This is a genomic window from Iodobacter arcticus (assembly GCF_042664895.1).
GTDB lineage: Bacteria > Pseudomonadota > Gammaproteobacteria > Burkholderiales > Chitinibacteraceae > Iodobacter > Iodobacter arcticus.
In genome coordinates this window covers 93,150-116,304 of record NZ_JBHTBQ010000019.1, presented here as the reverse complement: position 1 = coordinate 116,304, position 23,155 = coordinate 93,150, and the positions used below count along the sequence as shown (strand labels likewise).

General features: G+C 46.1%; 19 protein-coding genes. 14 read left to right on the top strand and 5 right to left on the bottom strand.

The genetic code is table 11. From position 1 onward, the window contains the following. The first annotated feature begins 319 nt into the window (after positions 1-319). The 12 genes from ACFQNF_RS11750 to ACFQNF_RS11695 all read left to right on the top strand — a co-directional run bounded on the left by ACFQNF_RS11750 (position 320) and on the right by ACFQNF_RS11695 (position 15,191). Positions 320-2,884 carry an EAL domain-containing protein gene (locus tag ACFQNF_RS11750; protein ID WP_380188148.1) on the top strand — a complete coding sequence of 855 codons (2,565 nt, stop codon included), beginning with the start codon at positions 320-322 and terminating at the stop codon, positions 2,882-2,884. Between the two features lie 49 nt (positions 2,885-2,933). After that, positions 2,934-4,250 (top strand): sensor histidine kinase, encoded by a 1,317-nt coding sequence (locus ACFQNF_RS11745; RefSeq protein WP_380188147.1) that lies wholly within the window; start codon positions 2,934-2,936, stop codon positions 4,248-4,250. A 43-nt stretch (positions 4,251-4,293) separates the two neighbouring features. Beyond that, a complete protein-coding gene (locus ACFQNF_RS11740; protein WP_380188146.1) occupies positions 4,294-5,943 on the top strand; it encodes an ATP-binding protein in 1,650 nt (549 codons plus the stop codon). A 118-nt stretch (positions 5,944-6,061) separates the two neighbouring features. Further along, positions 6,062-7,390, top strand: a complete 1,329-nt coding sequence (nosR, locus tag ACFQNF_RS11735; protein ID WP_380188145.1) for a response regulator c-di-GMP phosphodiesterase, NosR family — start codon at positions 6,062-6,064, stop codon at positions 7,388-7,390. Then, positions 7,390-7,938, top strand: coding sequence for a response regulator (locus ACFQNF_RS11730; protein WP_380188144.1), 549 nt, complete (start codon positions 7,390-7,392; stop codon positions 7,936-7,938). The genes nosR and ACFQNF_RS11730 overlap by 1 nt, the downstream gene beginning before the upstream one ends. A gap of 205 nt (positions 7,939-8,143) precedes the next feature. Continuing rightward, on the top strand, positions 8,144-8,749 hold the full coding sequence (locus tag ACFQNF_RS11725) for a glutathione S-transferase N-terminal domain-containing protein (RefSeq protein ID WP_380188143.1): 606 nt from the start codon (positions 8,144-8,146) through the stop codon (positions 8,747-8,749). A 56-nt stretch (positions 8,750-8,805) separates the two neighbouring features. Then, entirely contained in the window at positions 8,806-9,207 is a 402-nt protein-coding gene (locus ACFQNF_RS11720) for a ClpXP protease specificity-enhancing factor (protein ID WP_046351696.1), read from the top strand. Between the two features lie 224 nt (positions 9,208-9,431). After that, positions 9,432-9,731 (top strand): antibiotic biosynthesis monooxygenase family protein, encoded by a 300-nt coding sequence (locus ACFQNF_RS11715; protein ID WP_380188142.1) that lies wholly within the window; start codon positions 9,432-9,434, stop codon positions 9,729-9,731. A gap of 25 nt (positions 9,732-9,756) precedes the next feature. Then, positions 9,757-10,797 (top strand): cobalamin B12-binding domain-containing protein, encoded by a 1,041-nt coding sequence (locus tag ACFQNF_RS11710; RefSeq protein WP_380188141.1) that lies wholly within the window; start codon positions 9,757-9,759, stop codon positions 10,795-10,797. Then, positions 10,797-12,077: an ATP-binding protein gene (locus ACFQNF_RS11705; protein ID WP_380188140.1), complete on the top strand. Its 1,281-nt coding sequence runs from the start codon at positions 10,797-10,799 to the stop codon at positions 12,075-12,077. The genes ACFQNF_RS11710 and ACFQNF_RS11705 overlap by 1 nt, the downstream gene beginning before the upstream one ends. Positions 12,078-12,230: 153 nt before the next feature. Continuing rightward, positions 12,231-14,612 (top strand): alpha/beta hydrolase family protein, encoded by a 2,382-nt coding sequence (locus ACFQNF_RS11700; RefSeq protein ID WP_380188139.1) that lies wholly within the window; start codon positions 12,231-12,233, stop codon positions 14,610-14,612. A 354-nt stretch (positions 14,613-14,966) separates the two neighbouring features. Next, entirely contained in the window at positions 14,967-15,191 is a 225-nt protein-coding gene (locus ACFQNF_RS11695; RefSeq protein WP_099400171.1) for a hypothetical protein, read from the top strand. A gap of 488 nt (positions 15,192-15,679) precedes the next feature. On the opposite strand, the gene ACFQNF_RS11690 is transcribed toward ACFQNF_RS11695, so the two are convergent. Both ACFQNF_RS11690 and ACFQNF_RS11685 read right to left on the bottom strand, forming a co-directional pair. Then, on the bottom strand, positions 15,680-15,904 hold the full coding sequence (locus ACFQNF_RS11690; RefSeq protein ID WP_380188138.1) for a hypothetical protein: 225 nt from the start codon (positions 15,902-15,904) through the stop codon (positions 15,680-15,682). Positions 15,905-16,013: 109 nt separating this feature from the next. Beyond that, on the bottom strand, positions 16,014-16,235 hold the full coding sequence (locus ACFQNF_RS11685; protein ID WP_380188137.1) for a hypothetical protein: 222 nt from the start codon (positions 16,233-16,235) through the stop codon (positions 16,014-16,016). Positions 16,236-16,390: 155 nt separating this feature from the next. Between ACFQNF_RS11685 and ACFQNF_RS11680 the strand changes: the two genes are divergently transcribed. Both ACFQNF_RS11680 and ACFQNF_RS11675 read left to right on the top strand, forming a co-directional pair. Further along, entirely contained in the window at positions 16,391-17,629 is a 1,239-nt protein-coding gene (locus tag ACFQNF_RS11680) for an HlyD family secretion protein (RefSeq protein ID WP_380188136.1), read from the top strand. 129 nt (positions 17,630-17,758) lie between these two features. Next, positions 17,759-19,879, top strand: coding sequence for a peptidase domain-containing ABC transporter (locus tag ACFQNF_RS11675; protein ID WP_380188135.1), 2,121 nt, complete (start codon positions 17,759-17,761; stop codon positions 19,877-19,879). A 218-nt stretch (positions 19,880-20,097) separates the two neighbouring features. Here ACFQNF_RS11675 and ACFQNF_RS11670 read toward each other — a convergent pair whose 3' ends face one another. Genes ACFQNF_RS11670 through purN form a run of 3 tightly spaced genes read right to left on the bottom strand, consistent with a single transcriptional unit; the run spans position 20,098 to position 23,155 of the window. After that, positions 20,098-21,369: an RsmB/NOP family class I SAM-dependent RNA methyltransferase gene (locus ACFQNF_RS11670; protein ID WP_380188134.1), complete on the bottom strand. Its 1,272-nt coding sequence runs from the start codon at positions 21,367-21,369 to the stop codon at positions 20,098-20,100. A 5-nt stretch (positions 21,370-21,374) separates the two neighbouring features. Further along, the gene (locus tag ACFQNF_RS11665; protein ID WP_380188133.1) at positions 21,375-22,520 is read right to left on the bottom strand and encodes a DUF3108 domain-containing protein; all 1,146 of its coding nucleotides are present in this window, start codon (positions 22,518-22,520) and stop codon (positions 21,375-21,377) included. Beyond that, positions 22,520-23,155 (bottom strand): phosphoribosylglycinamide formyltransferase, encoded by a 636-nt coding sequence (gene purN / locus ACFQNF_RS11660; RefSeq protein WP_380188132.1) that lies wholly within the window; start codon positions 23,153-23,155, stop codon positions 22,520-22,522. Before purN ends, ACFQNF_RS11665 begins: the two co-directional genes overlap by 1 nt.

Here is a 23,155-nt window from a genome sequence, read left to right as displayed (position 1 = left end):
TTTAAAAAAATATAAGCAAATCTAATCGCCAATTAAACAGCACCCCATTTAATGCCCACGGCATAAAAAATCGGCACCAATCCAAAACTTACTCTTCCAGATTAAAAAACAATCGTTTCAAACAAAATTAAACAGATACTTACCAGCCATAGTATTTAAGAAAATAGTAAATAAACGGCTAGCAAAATTTGCTTATGATTCTATAAATACGAGACGACCTTAAATAATTGATTAAAAACAACAGCCCACCACTTATGCATGAGTGGCACTTTCAATTATGAAAGTATTTTCTAGTCTGCGCTCGTCCTAGGAGGGTGCTGTGGCGAATATAGCGACCATCTTAAATATATGTGACGACCCGAAGCAGCTCCAATTCAGCTCGGAATTATTGAATGCCGCAGGCTATATCGTTATTGAAGCTAAAGACGCCAACAAAGCCCTCACACTTTGCTCGCAGCATATTGACTTGGTTATCGTTCACAGCCAGCCCCGGTCATTGCCACCACCCTGCTGCAAACTCGCCAGCGAACTAACTCTGGGCGTCCCCATGCTACTGCTTCATGGGGAAGAACCCGTTTGCTTATCATGCAGCGACAAAGCACACACCGCCACACTACGCTGGCCCTGTAATTCAGCCGCACTGATGAGCACGCTAGAACAGCTACTCAAGCAACATGCGGTACCAAGATCACTGCCACTAGGGCACACTTTAAAAAACAATTCTGTTGCATCGCCCCCTCAAGTACAAGACCATCTATCAGCGTTTACTTATCCAGAGCAACCATTAGAGCTATTTAAACGCGCTGTAGAATCCTCAGCCAATGCCGTCATGATTAGCGATTCGCTGATCGACACCCACCCTGTTCTGTATGTAAACCCCGCCTTTGAAAGAATCACCGGTTACAGTGCTGCAGAAATGATTGGCCAAAATGGCCGGCTCCTGCTCGGCAATAAACTCGACCAGCCTGAGCTGGAAGTCATACGCCGTATCCTGCGTAATCACGGCACAGGCCATTCTATTTTGCAGTGTTTTCGCAAAGATGGGTCCCCCTTTGCCAATGAGCTGTTTATCGCGCCATTACTGGATAAACAAGGCAAAACCAGCCACTACATCAGCATATTTAATGATGTAAGCGAAAGGCTGCGTCGAGAAACCCAACTGGCCCAGCTGGCTACTCACGATCCGCTCACAGGGCTAGCAAACCGTGCCTTACTTAATGACAGGCTGGCGCGCGCCATTACCCGCAGCCAGCGCTACGGCAGCATTGCGGCTATTTTGCTCATTGATCTGGATCGCTTTAAAAATATCAACGATAGCTTGGGGCATGCCGCTGGCGACATCTTGCTGAAACTGGTTGCCACTCGACTAGAATCGCTTATGCGTGCCGGCGACACCGTTGCTCGTATGGGAGGAGACGAGTTTGCCATCGTTACCGATCTGGCGGCTAAAGAAGATGCAGCTACAGTGGCCCGAAAAGTATTGAGCACCCTGTCTGCCCCTTACACCATCGAGCAGGCCGAGCTTTTTGTAACACCCAGCATTGGTATCAGCTTTTCTCCGGACGATGGCATGGATGCAGATTCATTATTGCGCCGGGCTGATGTTGCTCTTTACCAAGTCAAAGAAAATGGCCGTAATCATTTCCGCTTTTTTGCACCAGAAATGAATCAGCGTGCCAGCCGGATTCTGGAAATGGAATCCGCCTTAAGAAACGCCCTTGCACGGAATGAATTTGAACTCTATTACCAGCCAAAAATAGATCTTTTCTCTGGCGCACTAGTCGGAGCAGAAGCCCTGATTCGCTGGCAACATCCCGAAATGGGACAAATACAGCCCATTCAATTTATTCCTTTTGCCGAAGAATCAGGCATGATTTTACCTATTGGCGAATGGGTGCTAAATGAAGCCTGCAAGCAAGCTAAAAAATGGCACGAAAAACTCCCTATCTCCGTAGCCGTTAACTTATCTGCGCTGCAATTCCGACAAGACAATATTGTAGAAATCATCACCGCCGCTTTGCAAAATGCCCAACTAGACGGCAAATATTTAGAGCTGGAATTAACCGAATCCGTGGTGGTGCAAAACTTGGATGCCGCTATTGTTTACTTAAAGCGGCTCAAACAACTGGGTGTAACACTGGCAATGGATGACTTTGGCACTGGCTATTCAAGCCTGAGCTATCTAAAACAATTCCCTTTTGACACGCTTAAAATAGACCGATCATTTATTCAAAACGTGATTACCGAGCCCAATGATGCCATGATTGCCATTGCCATTATCAACATGGCACATAGTATGCGATTAAATGTAGTGGCCGAAGGGGTAGAAACAGAAAGTCAGATGCACTTTTTACATCGCCAGAATTGTGACCAAATCCAAGGATATTATTTTTCTAAGCCACTCACTGCAATCGCATTTGATGAATTTATCAACAAAACACGGCAACATCCGTTTCAAAATTCTAGCGCGGAAAATGCTCCCCGCAGCCTGCTGCTGGTTGATGACGAACAAGATATTCTCAATGCGCTCAAACGATTATTTCGTCGCAGTGGCTATCTGATTTTTACCGCAACTTCGGCCGCCGAAGCACTCGAATTACTCGGACTCAATGCCATTCAAGTGATTATTTCTGACCAGCGCATGCCCCATATGAATGGTTCAGATTTTCTTGGGCGTGTACGCGAGCTTTATCCACACACCGTCAGAATTATGCTCTCCGGTTATACCGAGCTCAGCGCGCTCACCGATGCCATCAATAGTGCAGGTATTTTTAAATTTCTGACCAAGCCCTGGGAGGATGAAAATTTATTAGATGAAGTGCGGCACGCATTTGCCTACTATGATCAAAGAATGAATAACAACAGAAAAAAATCGGACAATTAGCGTGCTGTTCTATTTAAACAAAACCCGATATCCATCGCCAAGGAGTTCGATGATGGCTATATTTAGTTACTGGAAAAGAATTAGCTTACAAAGCCGTTTTTATATCTTACTTTTTCACTGTATGACAGGCGCTTTAATTCTAGGATATATCGCCCTCTGCGCCTCTGATGGCCGCCTGAGTTTGGATACCGCCAAACTTAGAATGACCGGCACTTTTATTGCCATACTGATCAGTGCTCTGATCCTTATTTCTTTACTCAGCAATAGTGTTGTACAAGCAATGTCAGATATTTATGAAGGCTTAAACCAGATCAATGACCATCACGATTGGAATATGCGTTTAAAAGTATATGGCAACGATGAATTCAGCAAACTATCAGATCAGCTTAATTATTTATTTGCTAATATGGAACAACTTGACCAAAAAATAAAAGCTAAAACGATTCATTTAGAAGAAATGAACAAACAATTACGTGAAGAAATGGAAACTAGGCAGCAAATTGAAATACAACTAGAGAAAAAGACCGAAGCACAAGCCTTACTGATTGAGCGACTTGAAACAACACAAATTCAGCTCGCCCAAGCAGAAAAAATGGCCTCGATAGGGCAGCTTGCCGCAGGGGTTGCACATGAAATCAACAACCCAATCGGTTTTATTAGCTCAAATTTAAACACACTCAATGACTACACAACAAAATTAGTTTGCGCACTTGACGAATATAAAAGTAATGAAGAAATCAGCAAAGAAACCAAGCAAAATATTATAAAAAAGCATGATTTAGTTTTTATTTGTGAAGATTTTCCTGAATTAGTAAAAGAATCTAAAGACGGCTTAGAGCGAGTCAAAGTAATTGTACGTGATTTAAAAGATTTTTCCCATGTAGACTCAGGTGAATGGATGCCGGTTGATATTAATAAATCCATAGACCACACCATTAACATGGCAAAGAATGAAATAGAATCAAAAGCTAAAATAATATTAGATTATGCAGAATTACCAAAAATAGAAATTATTGGATCACAATTTAATCAGGTTATTCTTAATTTGCTAACGAATGCCGCACAAGCCATCGATTCATTCGGAAAAATCCTTGTCCGTACACGCTTGCATGATAATAATATTTATGTAGATGTACGTGATACTGGCGGCGGGATTCCTCCCGAAAATATGACTCGTATATTTGATCCATTTTTTACCACCAAACCGGTTGGAAAAGGGACCGGGCTTGGCCTTTCATTAGCATTTGGCCTAATGAAAAAAATGCATGGTGAAATCAGTGTAAAAAGTGAAGTGAATAAAGGCAGCTGTTTTACGCTAAGAATACCTTTGAATGCAATGGATTTAAACAAAAACGATCATGAATAGAGAATGAAGCTTAATAAACTTTTATAAAGATAAAGGTCGTATTATGAGCGCCCCTATTTTAATTAACAGTATTTGCTCACAACTTCCCCTACCCGCATGGCAAAAAGATGCCAAGCTATGCTATGTATGGGCCAATGCTGCGTGGCAAAGTTTTGCTAACCAGCATGGTAGTGATGAATGGCTGGGCAAAAATGATCGTGATTTTTTCTCAGCAAAAATAGCAAACATCATTGAGAAAGGAGATCTGCTTTGCTTAGAAAATGGTGTAAGTGATGAAGAAATCACTCTTAAGAATAAAACAGGGCAAGAAAAAACCATGCAGCTGCACCGGCTGCCGCACTATGATGATGATGGAAAAATAACTGGTATTACTGCACTCGCTATTGATATTACTTACAGCAAACTACTATTAAAACAAATGGAAAACATGATGTCCGAAATGGACATTCAAAGAAATGCGCTTAATAAAAATGCTTTAATTGCGATTACAAAAGAAAGCGGGCAGTTTGTCTATGTGAGTGAGCCACTTTGCTTGCTTTCCGGATATAGCAAAAAAGAGTTAATGTCATTAACCCGATTCGATATTGGTCTCATCCCAGATCAGCATTTCTCTGAATCAATAAAAAACTTAAGCCCTTTGCAAGCTATTCAGTTTGAAACACATGCAAAATCAAAAAATGGCGATGATTACTGGCTGGAAACATTACTTGTTCCTATGGATATTTATGCTGGGCAAGAGAAAAATTATTATGAAATAAGCACTAATATCACAGCCAGTAAACACCGTGAAGAAACACTAGAGCATGAAGTAAAAATACGTGTTGAAGAATCACATAGAAACACCCTTGCCCTAGAGAAAAGAAATGCTGAGCTCATCACACTTAATGACCAGCTACGGAATATTCAAAGCCAATTACTCCAATCAGAAAAACTAGCCTCAATAGGCCAGCTGGCGGCAGGTATTGCACATGAAATCAACAATCCGATAGGTTATGTCAGCTCTAATCTTGGGGCATTAGATGGCTATTTAAGTGATATATTTTATTTAATTGATAAATATGAATCTACCATTCATCCACATATGGAAGAGCATGCCATTCTGATTAACGAGAGGAAAAAAATTGATTTTGATTTTATAAAAGAAGACATTAATTCCTTAATAAAGGAATCAAAAGAAGGCATAAAAAGAGTTAAAAGTATCGTACAAAACCTGAAAGACTTTTCAAGGATAGATTCAAACCAAAAATGGGAAGAATCCGATATTCATGCAGGTATAAACAGCACATTAAATATTGTTCAAAATGAAATAAAATACAAAGCTGAAGTAATAAGAGAGTATAGCGACTTACCTTTAGTAACCTGTGTAATCTCTCAATTAAACCAGATATTCTTAAATATGCTGGTTAATGCCAGCCATGCTATTGAAAAGCAAGGAAAAATTTATATTCGAACCCGACGCAAAGATGAGCAAGTGTGTATCTCATTTAGTGATAATGGCAAGGGAATTGCTGCCGAACATGTAAACCGGATTTTTGATCCTTTTTTTACGACCAAACCAGTAGGTCAAGGCACGGGCTTAGGCCTATCTCTTTCTTACGGAATTGTGAAAGAACACCATGGGCACATCGAAGTTCATAGCGTATTGGGGGAAGGAACCACTTTCGATATTTGGCTGCCAATTAAGCAAGAATGATTTATAAAAAAGTATTCTCTTAAATTAACTTCTTTAGTATTTATGTAAAAGTTTTCCAGTAAGACATGCCAAGCAGCAAGAATCATTGTTATCAATTCTGATAAAAAAAGGAAAAATTGTGTCAGAACTTATTCATCTCGAGCCAGCGGAGCCGCTTTCAGCACCAAGCTTCACTGTGCTATGTGTAGACGACGAGGTGAATATTCTTGCTGCACTACGCCGCTTGTTACGCAAAACGGGCCACACCATCCTGACGGCCGAAAGTGGCGCAGCAGGCTTAGTGATACTGGGGCAAGAAAAAGTTGATCTGATTATTTCTGATATGCGCATGCCGGAAATGACGGGGGCCGAGTTTTTAGCCACCGCTCTGGACTATTGGCCAGATACTGCACGTATTTTGCTAACCGGTTATGCAGATATCCACTCCACCATTGATGCCATTAATAAGGCACGCATTCACCGCTATGTATCTAAGCCTTGGGACGATGAAGAAATGCTGCGCATCGTCGATGATGCTCTGGCTGTTAAACGTTTAGAAAAAGAAAAACTCCAGCTCAGCTCGGTCGTTCAAAGACAAAATGAAACGCTACAGCAGCTTAATAACTCACTAGAAAGCCAGGTCAAAGTTCGCACAGCAGAGCTAGAAATGACCATGCAAGAGTTAAATATGACTCACGATAAACTTAAAAAAGGCTTTATCACCTCGATCAAGGTGTTTGCCAATTTAATGGAAATGCGGGCCGATAGGCTGGCCGGGCACGCCAGAGAGATTGCAGATTTAACCCGGCAAGTCGCAAGACAGCTCAAGCTATCCGAGGCGGAAGTGCAAGATAATTTTATTGCCGCCCTGCTGCATTGCATAGGCAAAATTGGCTTGCCCGACACCCTGCTTGCCAAGCCCTATGTAGAAATGAATTTGCAAGAACGTAATGTGTATGGGACGTACCCCAGCAAAGGGCATGCTGCACTTATGGCCTTAGAGCAATTACAAAATGCCTCACAAACCATACGCAGCCAACATGAGCGCTACGATGGGCTGGGCTACCCCGATAAACTGGCGGGAGGCGAGATTCCAATTGGCGCACGAATCTTAAGCCTGTGCCGTGACTTTGAGGCACTACAAGCGGGCTTTCTTACCGGCAAGCCTATGTCGCGTAATGAAGCTATTAAAAATATAGAAAGCAGTAGCGGCAAACGTTATGACCCCAAGGTAGTAGACGCTTTTTGCACTGTGGTGACTAAGCCGGAAAACACCCCGCAAATAAGCGAGCAAATGATCAGAAGCAAAGATTTAAAACCACAAATGACGCTATCTCGAGATTTAATCGCTTCGGATGTCATGCTGCTAGCCAAAGATCATGTGCTTGATCAACGACTGGTTAATCAGATTCGCGCCTTTGAAATAGCCGACAACACCAGCTTAGAAATTTATATTCAGGTGAAATAATGGCCCGCATACTGCTTGTTGATGATGAAGCGAACATCCTGTCCTCGCTGAAACGTACACTCAATGCCAAAGATGAGTTTGACGGCACCTCGGCCGCTTACGATATCCACACGTTTACCGATCCCAGAGCCGCACTACTGGCTAGCGAAACCAAAGCTTTTGATTTGGTGATCTCTGATTACCGCATGCCCGATTTGGATGGCGTGGCGTTTCTCACCGATTTTCGCTACAGGCAGCCCGATTGTATTCGTATTATTTTATCCGGCATGACCGATTTGGCGGGCTTGGTTCTGGCCATCAATGAAGTTGAGATCTACCGCTTTTTAAGCAAACCCTGGAATGATTTCGAGCTGCGCTCTACGGTGGCTGGTGCATTACGCTTTCAGAAAGTGTGCATAGAAAACCAAAAGCTAGCCGATGAATTAAGACTTATCCGCAGCCAAACACAAAGCAAAGACACAGAACTAAAGCGATTAGAAGACGCCATGCCTGGCATTACCCGTGTTAATTGGGGGCCCGATGGCTCGGTGCTAATTAATGACAAATAAGCAGATCAACACAGTAATTTAATATTACAGCAGCACAGCATTATTGTTTTCAAGCCTAAAAGCATCGCAATTTACTACCAATACGCGCTTGGCATTTTTTACATTTTTTACTTAAAAATCAACACATTATATTCGTTAGCTGGATTAACGCTTTCAAAATGCGTAGAATGCTGCGATTAATATACTTTTGCAGAGATCCGTCACCATGATGAAGCTGTATTCCGGTACATCCTGCCCGTTCAGTCACCGCTGCCGCATTGTCCTGTTTGAAAAGGGCATGGATTTCGAAATCATTGACGTTGATGTTCACAGCAAGCCAGAAGATCTGGCGGTGATGAATCCGTACAATGAAGTGCCTGTGTTGGTTGAACGCGACCTAACGTTGTATGAATCAAACATCATCAATGAGTATATCGATGAGCGTTTCCCGCATCCGCAGCTCATGCCAGCAGATCCTGTGATGCGCGCCCGTGCTCGTTTGATGTTGTTTAATTTCGAGCGCGAGCTGTTTATCCATGTAAAAACACTGGAAACCAGCGGCACCACAAAAAAAGAAATGGAAAAGGCCCGCACAACGATTCGCGACAACCTCACCCAAATCGCACCTTTATTTGCTAAGCAAAAATTTATGCTGGGCGAAGAATTCTCGATGCTCGACGTAGCGATTGCCCCACTGATCTGGCGCTTTGAGCACTACGGTATTGAAGTAACCAAGGCACTTGCGCCAATCATGAAATACGGTGAGCGCCTGTTTAGCCGTCAAGCCTTTATCGATTCGCTGACTGCGAACGAAAAAGCGATGCGTAAGTAATAGCTCAAAGGGGTGATACGGAAACGGCTCACCCCGCTTTAGTTCTTGGAGAGTCTATGCAAACCGTATCTACCAAACCTTATTTAATTCGCGCACTGCATGAATGGTGTTCGGACCATAGCTACACACCCTATCTAGTTGTGCGGGTTATGGGAAAGATGCAAGTGCCGATGGAGCACGTTAAAAATAACGAGATCGTGCTGGATATCAGTTATAACGCCACGCACAATCTGAGTATCGGTAACGACTACATCAGTTTTTCAGCGCGTTTTAGCGGTGTTTCCAGAGAGATTCTGGTGCCGATAGGTTGTGTGGTTTCTATTTTCTCACGTGAAAATGGCGAAGGAATGGGCTTTGAATACGAAGGCCCAAGTGAAACCACAGAAACACCAGATAACGGCCCGGATGACACCCCGCCTCGCCCTAGTGGCAAGCCGCAGTTGCGGATTGTGAAATAATTGAAATCCCACCCAGCGGTGGGATTTTTTATGCCCGCCAGCCATCAAATACCACACGCCCGCTATTCACCCAGATAAGCCCCCCATCTGCTGTACGCCTGCCTATTTCAAACTACACTCATTTTATCTTTCTTATTGCGCTTCATCACTCATAACTCAAGCAGGCTGACCGCCGACTATTTAACACATCACTTCCAGATACCTGCGCGCAGCAAGGACATCCCATGTTTATTGCCATCAGCCACTTTACAGTAGCGAATCATACCCATGATGCAGTTGCAGAGGCCTTTCTGCAGCGGCCCCATCTGGTAGATGGCAGCGAAGGTTTTATACGGATGGAGGTATGGAACCCTGCATCAGATCCCACGCAATTTATGCTCATCACTTGGTGGCAAAACGCAGAAAGCTTTCATAGCTGGCACCACAGCCACAACTATCGGCAATCCCATCAGAGCATTCCCAAAAACCTGAAACTGGTACCCGGTACAACGCGCATCGAATACTTCAACTTACTTTGTGATTGAAAGCTGCAGCACAAGGAAAACCATCATGGCTATTCTCAGCGAGATCCTTCACGAGCACAGCGATGCAGCAGCAGACTATGCCACAGCTAGAATTTACGTCACCCATCCCGACCTGCAACATCGCTTTGGCGACAAGGGTAAACGCAGCTGCCGAGCCGATATTGCACTCCATATCTCATTCTTAACTGGTGCTTTAAGTAGTGGCAATAGCAAACCCTTTACCGAATATATCTGCTGGCTTGATAGTGTGCTGGTTGCACGCAATGTGCCCAGCAACTCGCTTGGCGAATCACTGCACTGGCTGGCCAACTATTTTGAACACAAACTCTGCCCGATTGATCACGCCACTGTTTTAGCAATTTTCAACGATGCCAGCAGTGCACTTTCTACAGCAAGAGTATCAACACAAATCCCCGCATTTATGCAGTGCCTGCCTATACCCCACCAAGCCACTAGTTCACTGACTGATAAACTAGTCGCAGGCAATGTTCGTGAAACTCATGAGCTGCTGCATCAGGCCTACCTTGATGGGGCAGAGTATTTAGATATTACGACCCACCTTTTACAGCCCTCTATGTATCAGGTTGGCCATCTTTGGCAACAAAACCGAATTAGCGTAGCCCAAGAACATCTGGCGACCGCCATTGTGCAAAATGAGCTAACACAAGCATTCAGCATTGCTGACTTTTCCCCTCCAAATGGAAAACGAGCGCTATTTGCCTGCGTAGAAGGCAATTTGCACTCAATCGGTATACGTATGGTGGCTGATTCATTTGAACTAGCAGGCTGGGAAGTACAACAGTTAGGGGCAAATCTGCCCATAACTGCTTTGCTCTCACAGATTTCAGCCTGGCACCCGGAGCTAGTGGGTTTGTCGGTTTCTCAAGCCCAGCATTTAGAAACTTTAAGGCGAACCATTGCAGCCATTCACGGAGAATTTGGCGAACACCGCCCGCAGATCATGATAGGAGGGCTCAGCACCAACGCCCTTAGCGAAATGTGGCGCACGCTGAAGGCCGATAGTTGGTCGCCATCAGCAGATCTTACTCAAATAGAAACCAGCTGATGTCCATCCCTTCTGCCCCACCGCTCCCCCGTGCCATGATTCCCCCCATGCTTAGAGTGCTGGTTTCAGTCAGCTATGCCATCCTCAGTACCGAGGGCACGATCATCGACGCCAACGATGGTTTCTATCAGCTACTGCAGCAAGACCCCGCCTCCAGAGCAGACAATATCACCCCATTTATGATTAACCCCGATTTCAACACCCTTACCGCCCGAATAGCACACAGTGAGGATGGCGTTTTACACCGGGGTATTCTGAATTTTTTAGATCGCCAAGGCCTTGGACATTCTCAGGTAGGCTTGGTCTATTACCGCAATGGCAATATCGAGCTGATCAGTGAGTACGATATAAAAGAAAACGAGCAGCTTATCCAAGCCGTACTCACCTTGAATCAAGAGCTAGCCGATAAACAACGTGAGCTGGTACGCGCTAACCGAGCCCAAGCCAGCCTGCTCAAAAAACTCGAAGATGCCCAGAGCCAATTACTACAAAGCGAGAAAATGGCCTCTATCGGCCAGCTTGCTGCGGGTATCGCCCACGAAATCAATAATCCCATCGCCTTTGTTAGCGCCAATTTAAGAACTATGGGCGAATATATCAACGATATATTGAGCGTGCTCGACGCCTACACCGCTGCCGAAACAATGCTCTCCCCCAGCGCCCTCGCAGCAATCAAGCGGCTCTATCAGGAACGGGATATTCCCTATCTGCGTGAAGACAGCCAGCAGCTCCTTAATGAATCCCGCGATGGGCTACGACGTGTACGGGATATTGTGCAAAATCTGAAATATTTTTCTCAAATTGATCAGGCGAGCGGACAAATGGCTGATCTGCACAAAGGGCTAGAGAGCACCCTGCAGATTATTCAAAGTACGCTCAGCCCCGACACACTTATCCAGCGCGAATACGGCAATATCCCTTTGCTGCAATGCCATTTAGCAGAGATCAATCAAGTTTTTCTTAATCTGCTGACCAATGCCGCACAAGCCATTAGCGGCCAAGGATTAATCACCTTGCGCACAGGCAGCGACAAAGACTGGGTCTGGATAGATATTGAGGATAACGGCTGCGGCATACCGCCAGCGCTGCAATCAAGAGTTTTCGAGCCATTTTTTACCACCCGCCCCGTAGGCAGCGGAACGGGCCTTGGGCTTTCTCTGGCTTGGAAAATCATCTCAGACCACGGCGGCCACATAGCGTTAAATAGCACGCCAAACCAAGGCAGCCTCTTTCGTATTTGCTTGCCATTAGCTAGCCCGGAAAGCAACGCTCAACAATGAGATTAAGTTCAAAAAATACACTAAAGCGGATAGCCAGCTCAACCCAGCGCTATTTCAATATACTTACAAATCGCTGTGTTACAGTGAGGCACAAGATGCAAAGCCTGCCCAAAGCAGCTATTGCCCCGCCCATAAGCTATTGAAAAAGACCCTATGCGCCTACTTCTGCTACTTACCCTGATTATGAGCCCTCTTACCATCGCCGCTTATCAAACCCCGCCAGCCGAACTGCAAGCCATCGTCGATGCCCCGCGTGGCCCCTTATTCCTCCTAGGCCCCAAGCACAACACCGCCCTGCTGCTTAGCCTGCCGGGCTTGCCCAGCATTAGCGATGTGGCCCAGCCCGAGTTAAAACTGGCGGGCCTGCGTATCAACCCAAGAATGAGCAGCCAAAGCCGCTTTGATTTTGCCAATGGTGCCGGCCTGCTGGATATCAAAACCGGCCAAAGCCGCAGCATCAGCGGCTTACCAAAGGATGCGCGCATTGCCGACACCGCTTGGTCGGCCAATGAGCGCTGGATTGCCTTTAGCCGTTGGGGCGATGCAGGTGTTGAGCTATGGCTAATCGATGTAGCCCAAGCCAGCGCCAAGCCTTTGATCAAAGAGCCCATCAACGCCATTACAGGAGCAGGCTTTAGCTGGCTAAGTGCCAGCGAGCAATTACTGGTACAGCTTAAACCCAGAGGCACAGCGCCCACGGCGGCACTCACCCCGAGCGGCCCGAATACCCAAGATAGCCAGCCCGGCGCCAAAAGCGCGATTCGCACCTACGCCGATATGCTGAAAACACCGGGCGATGCTGATCTGCTCGACTGGCATCTACAAAGCCAGCTGGCTACCGTAAACCTAAAAGGCGAGATCAAAAAAATCGCTCAGCCGCTTACCCTGCTGGCGGCTAGCAGCTCCCCTGATGGCGAGTTGATTCTGACTACCTCGCTACGCCGCCCTTATTCTTATTTGCTGCCGGTATCCTACTTTCCGCAAGCAGTAGAAGTTTGGAATAAGCAAGGCAAGCTACTTAAAACGATCGCACTGCCACTGCAAGACCGCATCCCGCCGGGCAACGACGCCGTATCCAAAGAGCCGCGCGATTTTGCATGGCGCAAAGATCTGCCTGCCACACTTACTTGGCTAGAAGCGCAGGATGGCGGCAACCCGGCGACCGAATCAAAAATACGCGATGCGCTTTTCCAGCAAAATGCGCCCTTTACTACTCCGCCACAAAAGCTGATCGAGCTGGCTTGGCGTGCCTCAGCACTTCATTGGGGCAATGGCGATCTGGCCATGGTCGAAGAATCTTGGTGGAAAACGCGCGATACCCGCACTTGGCGCATCCGCCCCGATCACCCAGAGCAAGCGCCTGAGCTGCTCACTGCCCGTAAATCAGAAGACCGCTATGCCGATCCGGGTGAGCCGGTACTGGCAAAAAATGCCTACGGCCAAAACATCATTAAGAGTGACGGCAAGGCTGTTTATTTGATTGGTGAAGGCGCAGGCCCGGAAGGCGATCGGCCCTTTTTAGACCGCTATGAATTAGCGAGCAAAAAATCAGAGCGGCTCTGGCAATCACAAGCACCGTTTTATGAAGTCCCCGTTGCCATGCTGGGCGAGCAGCAAATCATCAGCAGCCGTGAAGCCAATACCGAACGGCCAAACTTTTATCTGCGTGATCTTGCGGGCGATGCCAAACCTCGGGCGCTCACGCAATTCCCTCATCCCACGCCGCAGCTTAAAAACGTGCAAAAGCAAAAAATCCAGTACCCACGCAAAGATGGGGTGATGCTGGATGCCACGCTCTATCTGCCCGCAGGCTATGAAGCAAAACGCGATGGCCCGCTGCCGATGCTGATGTGGGCTTACCCGCGCGAATTCAAAAATGCCCAACTCGCCAGCCAAGTGCGCGAATCGCCTTACCGCTTTAACCGCATCAGCTACAACGGCCCGCAAGCCATGCTGGCCCGTGGCTACGCTGTGCTCGACAACCCCGCCATGCCGATTGTGGGCGAAGGCAAAACGGAGCCGAACGATAACTATCTGCCACAGCTCACCATGAATGCCGAAGCCGCAGTCGATGCGGTAGTGAAGCTGGGTGTAGCGGATCGCAATAAAATCGCCGTCGGCGGCCATAGCTACGGCGCATTTATGACCGCCAATCTGCTGGCGCATACTCGCCTATTTAAAGCAGGCATCGCCAGGTCCGGCGCTTACAACCGCACACTCACCCCATTTGGCTTTCAGGCAGAAGACCGCAATTTTTGGGAAGCCAAACCCGTCTACCAAGCCATGGCTCCATTTAACTTTGCCGATCAGATCAAAGACCCGTTGCTGCTCATCCACGGTGAAATGGACAACAACTCCGGCACCTTCCCCGTGCAAAGCGAGCGCATGTACCAAGCCCTGCAAGGCCTAGGTGCAAGAGCACGCCTCGTGATGCTACCGAATGAAAGCCACGCCTACCGCGCCCGCGAATCCATTATGCAAATGCTGTGGGAACAGGATCAGTGGTTGGAAACCTATATAAAAGCGGATAAATAAAATGCAAAAAACCCATCGAGTGATGGGTTTTTTCTGCTTAAGATGTAGCTCGAAACAACTTTCCAAAATGACTTATTCCAAATAAAACCGTCATCCCCGAGTGTTTTAGTCGGGGATCCAGCAGCGCGACTGGATTCCCACCAAAGGCACGCGAGAATGACGATCTTTCACAAACGGGAAATTATTCTGAACCAGATCCTTATTGAAGGGACACGTTCGTAAAATCCTATTGGCATCGATCGATATCTTTGTCATGCTTACACATACGCAGAAATTTACAGCCGTTTAAAAAATCAACTCAAAGCCCATGGTGTTTCACAGCAATATGGCCTCATTCATATGCAGAAGAGCAAGATGATTAAAGTAAAACAAACGGTACAGTTTCGCAGAAGCCAGATTCAGTACCTTAAACCCGAAATTGGCCGTCTGCTTGATCGGCGCAAAGGCTACGTACTGGATGTATTTGTGCCACTTGGCGGAACAAAAAGCCTGGTCAAAGTCCGCTGGATAGCTCGCCGCCCTACCGAAAACGATGTCACGATGGAGCACCCGCTTGAGGACTTAGAAGTCATCGCTTAAAACCCCCGGCTACCCTGTCAAAACGGTGCTTGTTTTTTCGACGGCCATCAAGAAACACTTTAAATTTAAACCATCATGCTCTGGCGCCTTAACTGATCATGACGATACTAACTACTGCACGCCGCCTGCGCCTAGAAGCAATCAGCGACCGCCAATTTTAACGGGCGGTTCAAGATGAATAGTCAGCCTGAAGTCATGCAATACATCACCGGCAAACCAGAGACACCCGGGCAATGATAGAGCGCGTCAAGGCACGCTGGATAGAATACGGATTCTCCTAGTGGAGTTTCATCGAAATCGACAGCGATGAAATCATAGGAGCAGGCTGCATACAGCACTTGAGGCGTGACCCGGCCAATCCTCTGGAAAAGCAATGGGGTAAGGTCTTACATTTTGCATCAGATAAGATTTACAGTGGTTGGCAATTGTCAAAGTAGGTTGAATTGATTGGTTCATGCCAAATGTAAGACCTTACCCTATAGATTTCTTTAATTATCAAAAGCATCTATTACTTGTCTTTTGTTCTTATATATGTATATGGCCAAAGCAAATAGCACAAGAATACATGATATTCCAAGGATAGCTATTGAACCATAATCACCGTTATCTATATTTATAAATCCGGAGTCAAGCATCGAAATAATAACAAAAATAAATACTATCGATGCTGATGCAAAAAATGTAATAGCCCGCCAAAAATAAGATTTTTCCATTAACGTATCCTTTATTAAAAACTAGCTGCTACTATAAAAAAATGGCAACAACTAGTCAAGTTAGATAATTATGTATAATAATCAATTAACTTTGTGGAATTGCATTTAGTTAATAATGCATAAATAAGCGTCTTAATGTTGAACCAGCAGCATATCCTGCTCCAAATGAAAATCCCAAAGCTGCACCAATTGCGCCTCCTCGAGCAGCACCCGCAGCGGTATTTGAAACAACAATACCAAGTGCAGAGCCCGCGCCTCCACCAATGCTAATGGAGTCCACAAGACTACCACCACTCACAATTTCAACTTCACTCATTGTTAGTTCTTTCATTTTCAAAACTCCTGTGAGATTACCCTACAATTAATTAATACTTTTGAATACAGATTTAAATAAGATTTCTTTCAAAAATCTTAACAAATTATTGCAAAAAAAAAAACAATTCTGTCAACATCTGTTTGTCATTTATTTTAATCAAGTTTTTAAAAATGCAAAGATCCAGCCTTTATCGCAGTGCAGCATTAGAGAGTAGCAAAGCGCAATTACACGGTAATATTCTTTTAATTTTACCGTTTAAAACAGGATTAATAATTAGTATATTTGGTTTTTTATCCTTGATTATTATCACTTTTTTAGTTTTTTCCCAATATTCACGCAAAGCGACATTAAGCGGTGTTATTGCACCACAATATGGAGAGCTAAAAGTCTATACGCCTGCTGCCGCTACCCTACTGGAACAAAAAGTAAGTGAAGGGCAAAGCGTGGTCGCAGAGCAGGTTTTGTTTGTTTTAAGTGGTGAGCGCGAAACGGCAGGGGGTGGAGGGACTCTGGCTCGTGGCAACAATTTACTTACAGAAAAAACCACTAACTTACAAAATGAAATACGGCATTTACAGACACTTGCAGCCGATCAAATGCAAAATCTTAAGCAGCGGCTGCTAGAACTACAGCAAGAAATTGCACAAACCCAGCAAGAGGTGAGCTTAGGCAAGCAGCGAGTTCATCTAGCAGAACAAACCCTATCTAAGTTTCAATCACTACAAGGCTTTGTTTCCAGCTTGCAGATTCAACAAAAGCAGGAAGAAGTGCTTGATTTGCAATCCCGTGTCGCCAGCACGACCCGTAATCAAATGACGCTACAGCGCGAGTTCTCTGGCTTAAAAAGCGAACTATCAACGCTGCCATTACGCAGCCAATCACAAATCAGTGCTTTGCAAAGAGAGATCTCCACCCTAGCGCAAGCACAGGCAGAAAACGAAGGGCAGCGCCAATTTATTGTTACGGCTCCAGCATCTGGCATCGTCGCGGCAATCAATACCCATCGCGGTAATCGAGTCGATCCTAATACTGCCTTAGCCACACTGCTGCCTGCTGGCAGTCAGTTAGAAGCCCAGCTTTACGCCCCCAGCTCCGCAATTGGTTTTTTAAAAATCGGCCAAGCCGTTTATTTACGCCTGCACGCCTTCCCCTATCAAAAATTTGGCCAGCAAGGCGGAATTGTCAGCGAGGTTTCGGACGCCACCACCGACCCTAGCGCACTGGGTTTAGCCAATGGCGAGCCGCTGTATCGTGTGCGGGTAAAACTGAATACTGAATCTTTACAGGCTTATGGAAAAACACAGTATTTCAAACCCGGCATGCGTTTAGAAGCCAGTGTGGAATTAGATCGCCGCCGGATTATTGAATGGCTGTTTGAGCCATTAATTAGTGCGGGGAAAAGGGTTTAGTACTTACTCAGCAATTTAATCCAGTACTACACATGACTTTTTCCTAGGGCGGGTGCAACCCGCGTATTTTTCAGCATCGCTCGCGGGTTGCACCCGCCCTACAAGCTACGCCTTTTATTGAGCACACTAATGAATTATTTACCCGCATTAAATATGGGGTGGAGTACCAGCACTCCTGTTATTTTACAAACAGAGGCCACCGAATGTGGCCTCGCCTGCCTGGCAATGGTAGCCACGCATTTTGGTGATAAGCGTGATTTGAATAGCCTGCGGCGGCAATTCTCACCTTCATTAAAAGGCGCAACACTCAAGCATTTAATGGATATTGCCAAACATTTGGAATTAGCCAGTCGCCCATTAAAACTAGAAATGGAACATCTTACTCAACTCAAATTACCGTGTATTTTGCATTGGGATATGAGCCATTTTGTTGTGCTGGTTGAGGTCAAAAAAAATTCAGTCATCATCCATGACCCCGCCATAGGCAAACATGAATTAAGCCTGCAAGCATCTAGTACGCACTTCACCGGTATCGCATTAGAGCTAACGCCCACCAGCGCCTTCACCCACCAAGAAGAAACACGCCCACTACGCTTTAGCCAGCTATTTGGCAAAGTCAGCGGCTTAAAACGTTCATTATTTCAAGCTTTCTTTCTAACTCTATTATTGCAACTATGCGCCATCGCTCTGCCTTTTCAAATGCAATGGGTGGTCGATGAAGTATTAGTTGCACAAGATAAAGACCTGCTGATGGTATTGGGGCTGGGCTTCGGCCTATTAATTATTGTGCAAGTCGTCATTGGTGCATTACGTGGCTGGGTGCTGATGGCAATGAGTGCAAGCTTGGGATATCAATGGGCGGCACGGGTATTTAGCCATTTATTATCTTTGCCAGTTAGTTGGTTTGAAAAACGCCACTTGGGGGATGTTGTTTCACGCTTCCAATCAATTGATACGATTCAACGCACCCTGACCAATAGTTTCGTTGAAGCCGCCATTGATGGCGTATTAGTAATTGGCACACTGATTATGATGCTGTTGTATAGTGCAAAGCTCGCTGCTATCACCATTATTGCGGTCTCAATCTATGCTCTGATGCGCTTTACCTTATTCAGGCCCATGCGTGCTGCATCACAAGAAGAAATGATTCATACAGCAAAAGCACAATCAAGTTTTATGGAAAGTGTGCGTGGCATTCAGAGTGTAAAACTATTTAACCGTGTTGAAGAACGGCGAGTTGTTTGGCTAAATCAACTGGTTAATCAGTTTAATAGCCACTTAAGCCAACAAAAAATGTTGATCGTTTTTCAAAATGGTCAAACATTATTATTTGGATTAGAGCGCAGCATTGTCATTTGGCTGGGTGCTTTGGCGGTGATGAATTCCAGCCTTAGCGTAGGGATGCTATTTGCCTATTTGTCGTATAAGGATCAATTTAGTAGCCGTATGGCTGCCTTAATTGATAAATTTTTAGAGTTCCGTTTATTAAAGTTACACGGCGAGCGCTTAGCCGATATTGTTTTGGCTGAACCGGAAGAAGCCAAAGCCGTATTGGGGCAATCTCCTGCTGATTTAAATATTTCATTAAATGGCACAGGCTTTAGATATTCACCTCTCGACCCAAGTGTACTTGATCATTTTGATCTGCAAATTAAAGCTGGCGAATGTATTGCCATTACAGGTGGATCGGGTTGCGGTAAAACGACACTGGCTAAAATCATTTTGGGTATTTTAGAACCGACAGCGGGTGACATTAAATTAGGCGGCTTAACACCTAGACAAATAGGTTTAAACCAATATCGCAGCCTGTTTGGTACGGTGATGCAAGATGACAGCCTATTTGCTGGATCCATCGAAGATAATATTACTTTCTTTGACCCTCAGCCCGATCAAAACCGCATGCTGCAATGTGCACTGATGGCCGCCATACATGATGATATTTTAACTATGCCCATGGCGTACAACACACTTGTTGGCGACATGGGAACATCCCTTTCTGGCGGGCAAAAACAACGTGTTTTATTAGCCAGAGCCTTATATAAGCAACCAAAAATCCTTGTACTCGACGAGGCAACATCTCATTTAGATGTTAGTTGCGAGCAGCATGTAAATACCGCGATTAAGCAGCTTAAAATAACGCGCATTATTATTGCTCATCGACCAGAAACCATCGCAATGGCCGATAGAGTGGTGGTGATGGAACGTGGTAAGTTGGTATTTGATCAAAAGAAAGTTTGTGAGCCTGCCTGATTAAGCCCTTATCAATGTTGCAGAATACCGTCATTCCCACGCAGGCGGGAATCTAGTGGCGCGGCTGGATCCCCGACAAAATCACTCGGGGATGACGGGGTTTTGAATGATTAATTTTGGACAGTTATTTCGAGCCATGTCCTTGCTCCGCCATAAATTGATCCTATCCAAAAAAAAAACCCATCGTCGCGATGAGCTTTTTCGTTCCTACAATCGAATCAATCCCTCTGCATTACCGCTGCAAAGAATGCATCAGCCTGATGCAGATGTGGGGATAGTTTGAAGTAGGGGCCAGTTAGTGCGATTTCTACTTGCTCGGCTTTTAATAGCTCTGGTGCATCGAGCAATTTGAAATCTGGATTGGCGGCGAGGAAGGCTTCAACAATGGCTTCGTTCTCCGATGGCAAGAAGCTGCAAGTGGCGTAAACCAAGCGACCTGCAGATTTTACCAAGCGTGAAGCGGACGCCAGAATGCTGGTTTGCATGGCATTCAACTCAAGCACGCTGGCTGGGTTTTGGCGGAATTTCAGATCGGGGTTGCGGCGTACGGTGCCCATGCCAGAGCAGGGTGCATCCACCAGTACCGAATCGATTTTTCCCACTAAACGCTTAATTTTCTGATCGTTTTCGCTAGAAATAAGCTGCGCACTGACGTTGGAAAGGCCGGAGCGGGCCAAGCGTGGCTTAAAGTTATTCAGGCGTTTTTCGGATACATCAAAGGCGTACAAGCGGCCGCTGGAATGCATCATTGCGCCCAACAGCAACGTTTTACCACCTGCACCCGCGCAAAAATCAACGACCATTTGGCCGCGTTTTGCTCCGGTAAGCAGGCCCAGAAGCTGGCTGCCTTCGTCTTGCACTTCAACACGGCCTTCAGTAAAGGCGCGGTATTTATTGATGGCTGGCTTGCCCGTTACACGCAGGCCCCAAGGCGAATAAGGTGTTGGCGTGGTTTCTACACCGCCTACATCCAGCAACTCGGCAGCGACTTGTTCGCGCTTGGCTTTTAAGCTGTTTACACGTAAATCGAGTGCGGCTGCGCCTTGCAGGCCAGCGCCTAGCGCCAGAATATCGGCATCATTCATGCCACCTGCGATTAAATCATTCACTACCCATTCAGGCAAATCAGCGCGCACATAGACCGGTGCTTCGGCGAGTTTTTTGCTTTTACACAGGGCAAAATTGTCTTTTTCAGTGTCTGGGAACCAATCACCACCACATTCACGTAAATTGCGACGCTCGACCACCACTAAGTAAGCAGTAAGCAGGCTACGCGCATTCGCTGGGCCGCCTAAAACCCACTCAAGACGAATTTTATTACGCAAAATACCGTACACGCATTCGGCAATCATATGGCGATCTTGGCCGCCCAGATTGGGATTGCTGCGAAAGAAACGCGACATGGTGGCATCAGATGGGGCGGCAAACACCAGCATTTCGGATAGAACAGAAATGGCGGCGTGGTAACGGGTATTATTTAAAGCAATCATGTCTTTTATCTTCGCATCATGCGGTTGGAGTTGGAGTTATGGTTGTTGCTTTGCGGCTCCAGCACCATTTCCCCATTAATTTTTATATCATTAGCCCAGATATCGAAGCTGCCTTCGCTACCCAGAGATAAGGTCATTCGTACTGGCATATTGTGCCACTGTGGTGCCAGCCAAAAATCAAAGGTACGGTCTTCAAAGCGGCCACGCAGCAAAATCGCTTCGATTTGCTTATCGCCTAAGCGCAGGCTGGCTTGCCCGCTAATTTCAAACGGCACATCTTTATAAATCTTGCGGCCACTGGCTACGGTAAAAGTAAAATCTTTCATGCGTGAGCCTTGCAAGGCCAGCTGAAAAGCAGCAGAGAAAATATCCTGATCACCCGCTTTTAATTCTTCAACCTTTGTCGTGCCGCCATCTTTGATCGTGACTTTCTTTTCATCCCAATTAAATACTGCCTCATTAATCAATTTTTCGTCACGATAATCAGCAAATCGCTGCGGAATAACACCTTGCTGCCCCACATCGCCTTCACTCACAAAAGTACGTGATTTAGAAAACAAAGCCCCACGTAATTTCAAGGCATAGCGGCCATTTTCTGCTTTCCAGCTCATCCGAATCGGAAAAATTCCATAAGCATAGGTAATTTCTACTTGAGTAGGATAAGTTTGCTCTGCTGTCAGCGGGCTCTCTTTGAGCGGCGGCAAAACTTCTTCAACCTCAGGCGCAGAGGCAAGCAAAGGAGCAGGAGCCACGCTGCTTGCTGCACTTGCAAAAATGATCGGTTTCTCAGCAAGTACTGCGCTGGCCTGGCTGGCCACCGCAAGCACACGGCTTGCCGCAACTTTAACGGGCGATGTTTTTTTTACCTTCACAACAGGCTTAGGGGCAGGTGGCTTCTCGCTGATCAAGGGCCCCTTGTGTAAAAACACCAACTGATGTTCTGCTGGTTTTACGCCTTTCAAGCCTTCCGGCCGCGCCTCTTCGGCTTGTGCCACATCACTTAGCTTCTGAGTAACTTTTTTTAATTCACTTTCTGTATAAGGCTGTTGAGTTGCCCAAGCGTAGAGTTGTTCACTAAAAATAGACGCTAAATGCAGTAACAAAGACAGCAGCGCAGCAGATACCAACAATAAACCTGGCCAACGTAACATTAAAGCACCGGCGGAGAAATCAACGCCGCAGCAGGGCTAGGGCAATCTACGTGAACTCTGCCATTCACCAGCCTTAACTTATCCTGCACAAACCAGCGCACGGCCTGCGGATAAATCAGATGTTCTTGCACCAGCATTCTGGCCGATAAACTCGCTACCGTATCATCATCCAATACTGCTACAGCCGTTTGCAAAATAATAGGGCCATGATCCAGCTCCGCGGTCACAAAATGCACAGTGCATCCCGCAATCTTCACACCTTCTGCCAAGGCCCGCTCATGGGTGTGTAAGCCTGTAAAGGCAGGTAAAAGTGAGGGGTGGATATTAATCAGGCGGCCAGCATAATGATTTACAAAGCCAGCCGTCAGAATACGCATAAAGCCCGCTAGCACGACCAGATCCGGCGCATAGCCATCAATCAGCGAGGTGAGTGCGGCATCAAATGCCTCGCGGCCATCATAAAGCTTGTGATCGAGCACGGCGGTGGCAATGCCACGCTCTGCTGCCCAAGCCAAGCCTGCGGCATCAGGGCGATTAGCAATCACGGCGCAGATGTTTGCACCCGCAATTTGCGCATCCACAATGGCCTGCATATTGCTGCCACGGCCAGAAATCAAGATAACAATATTTTTCAT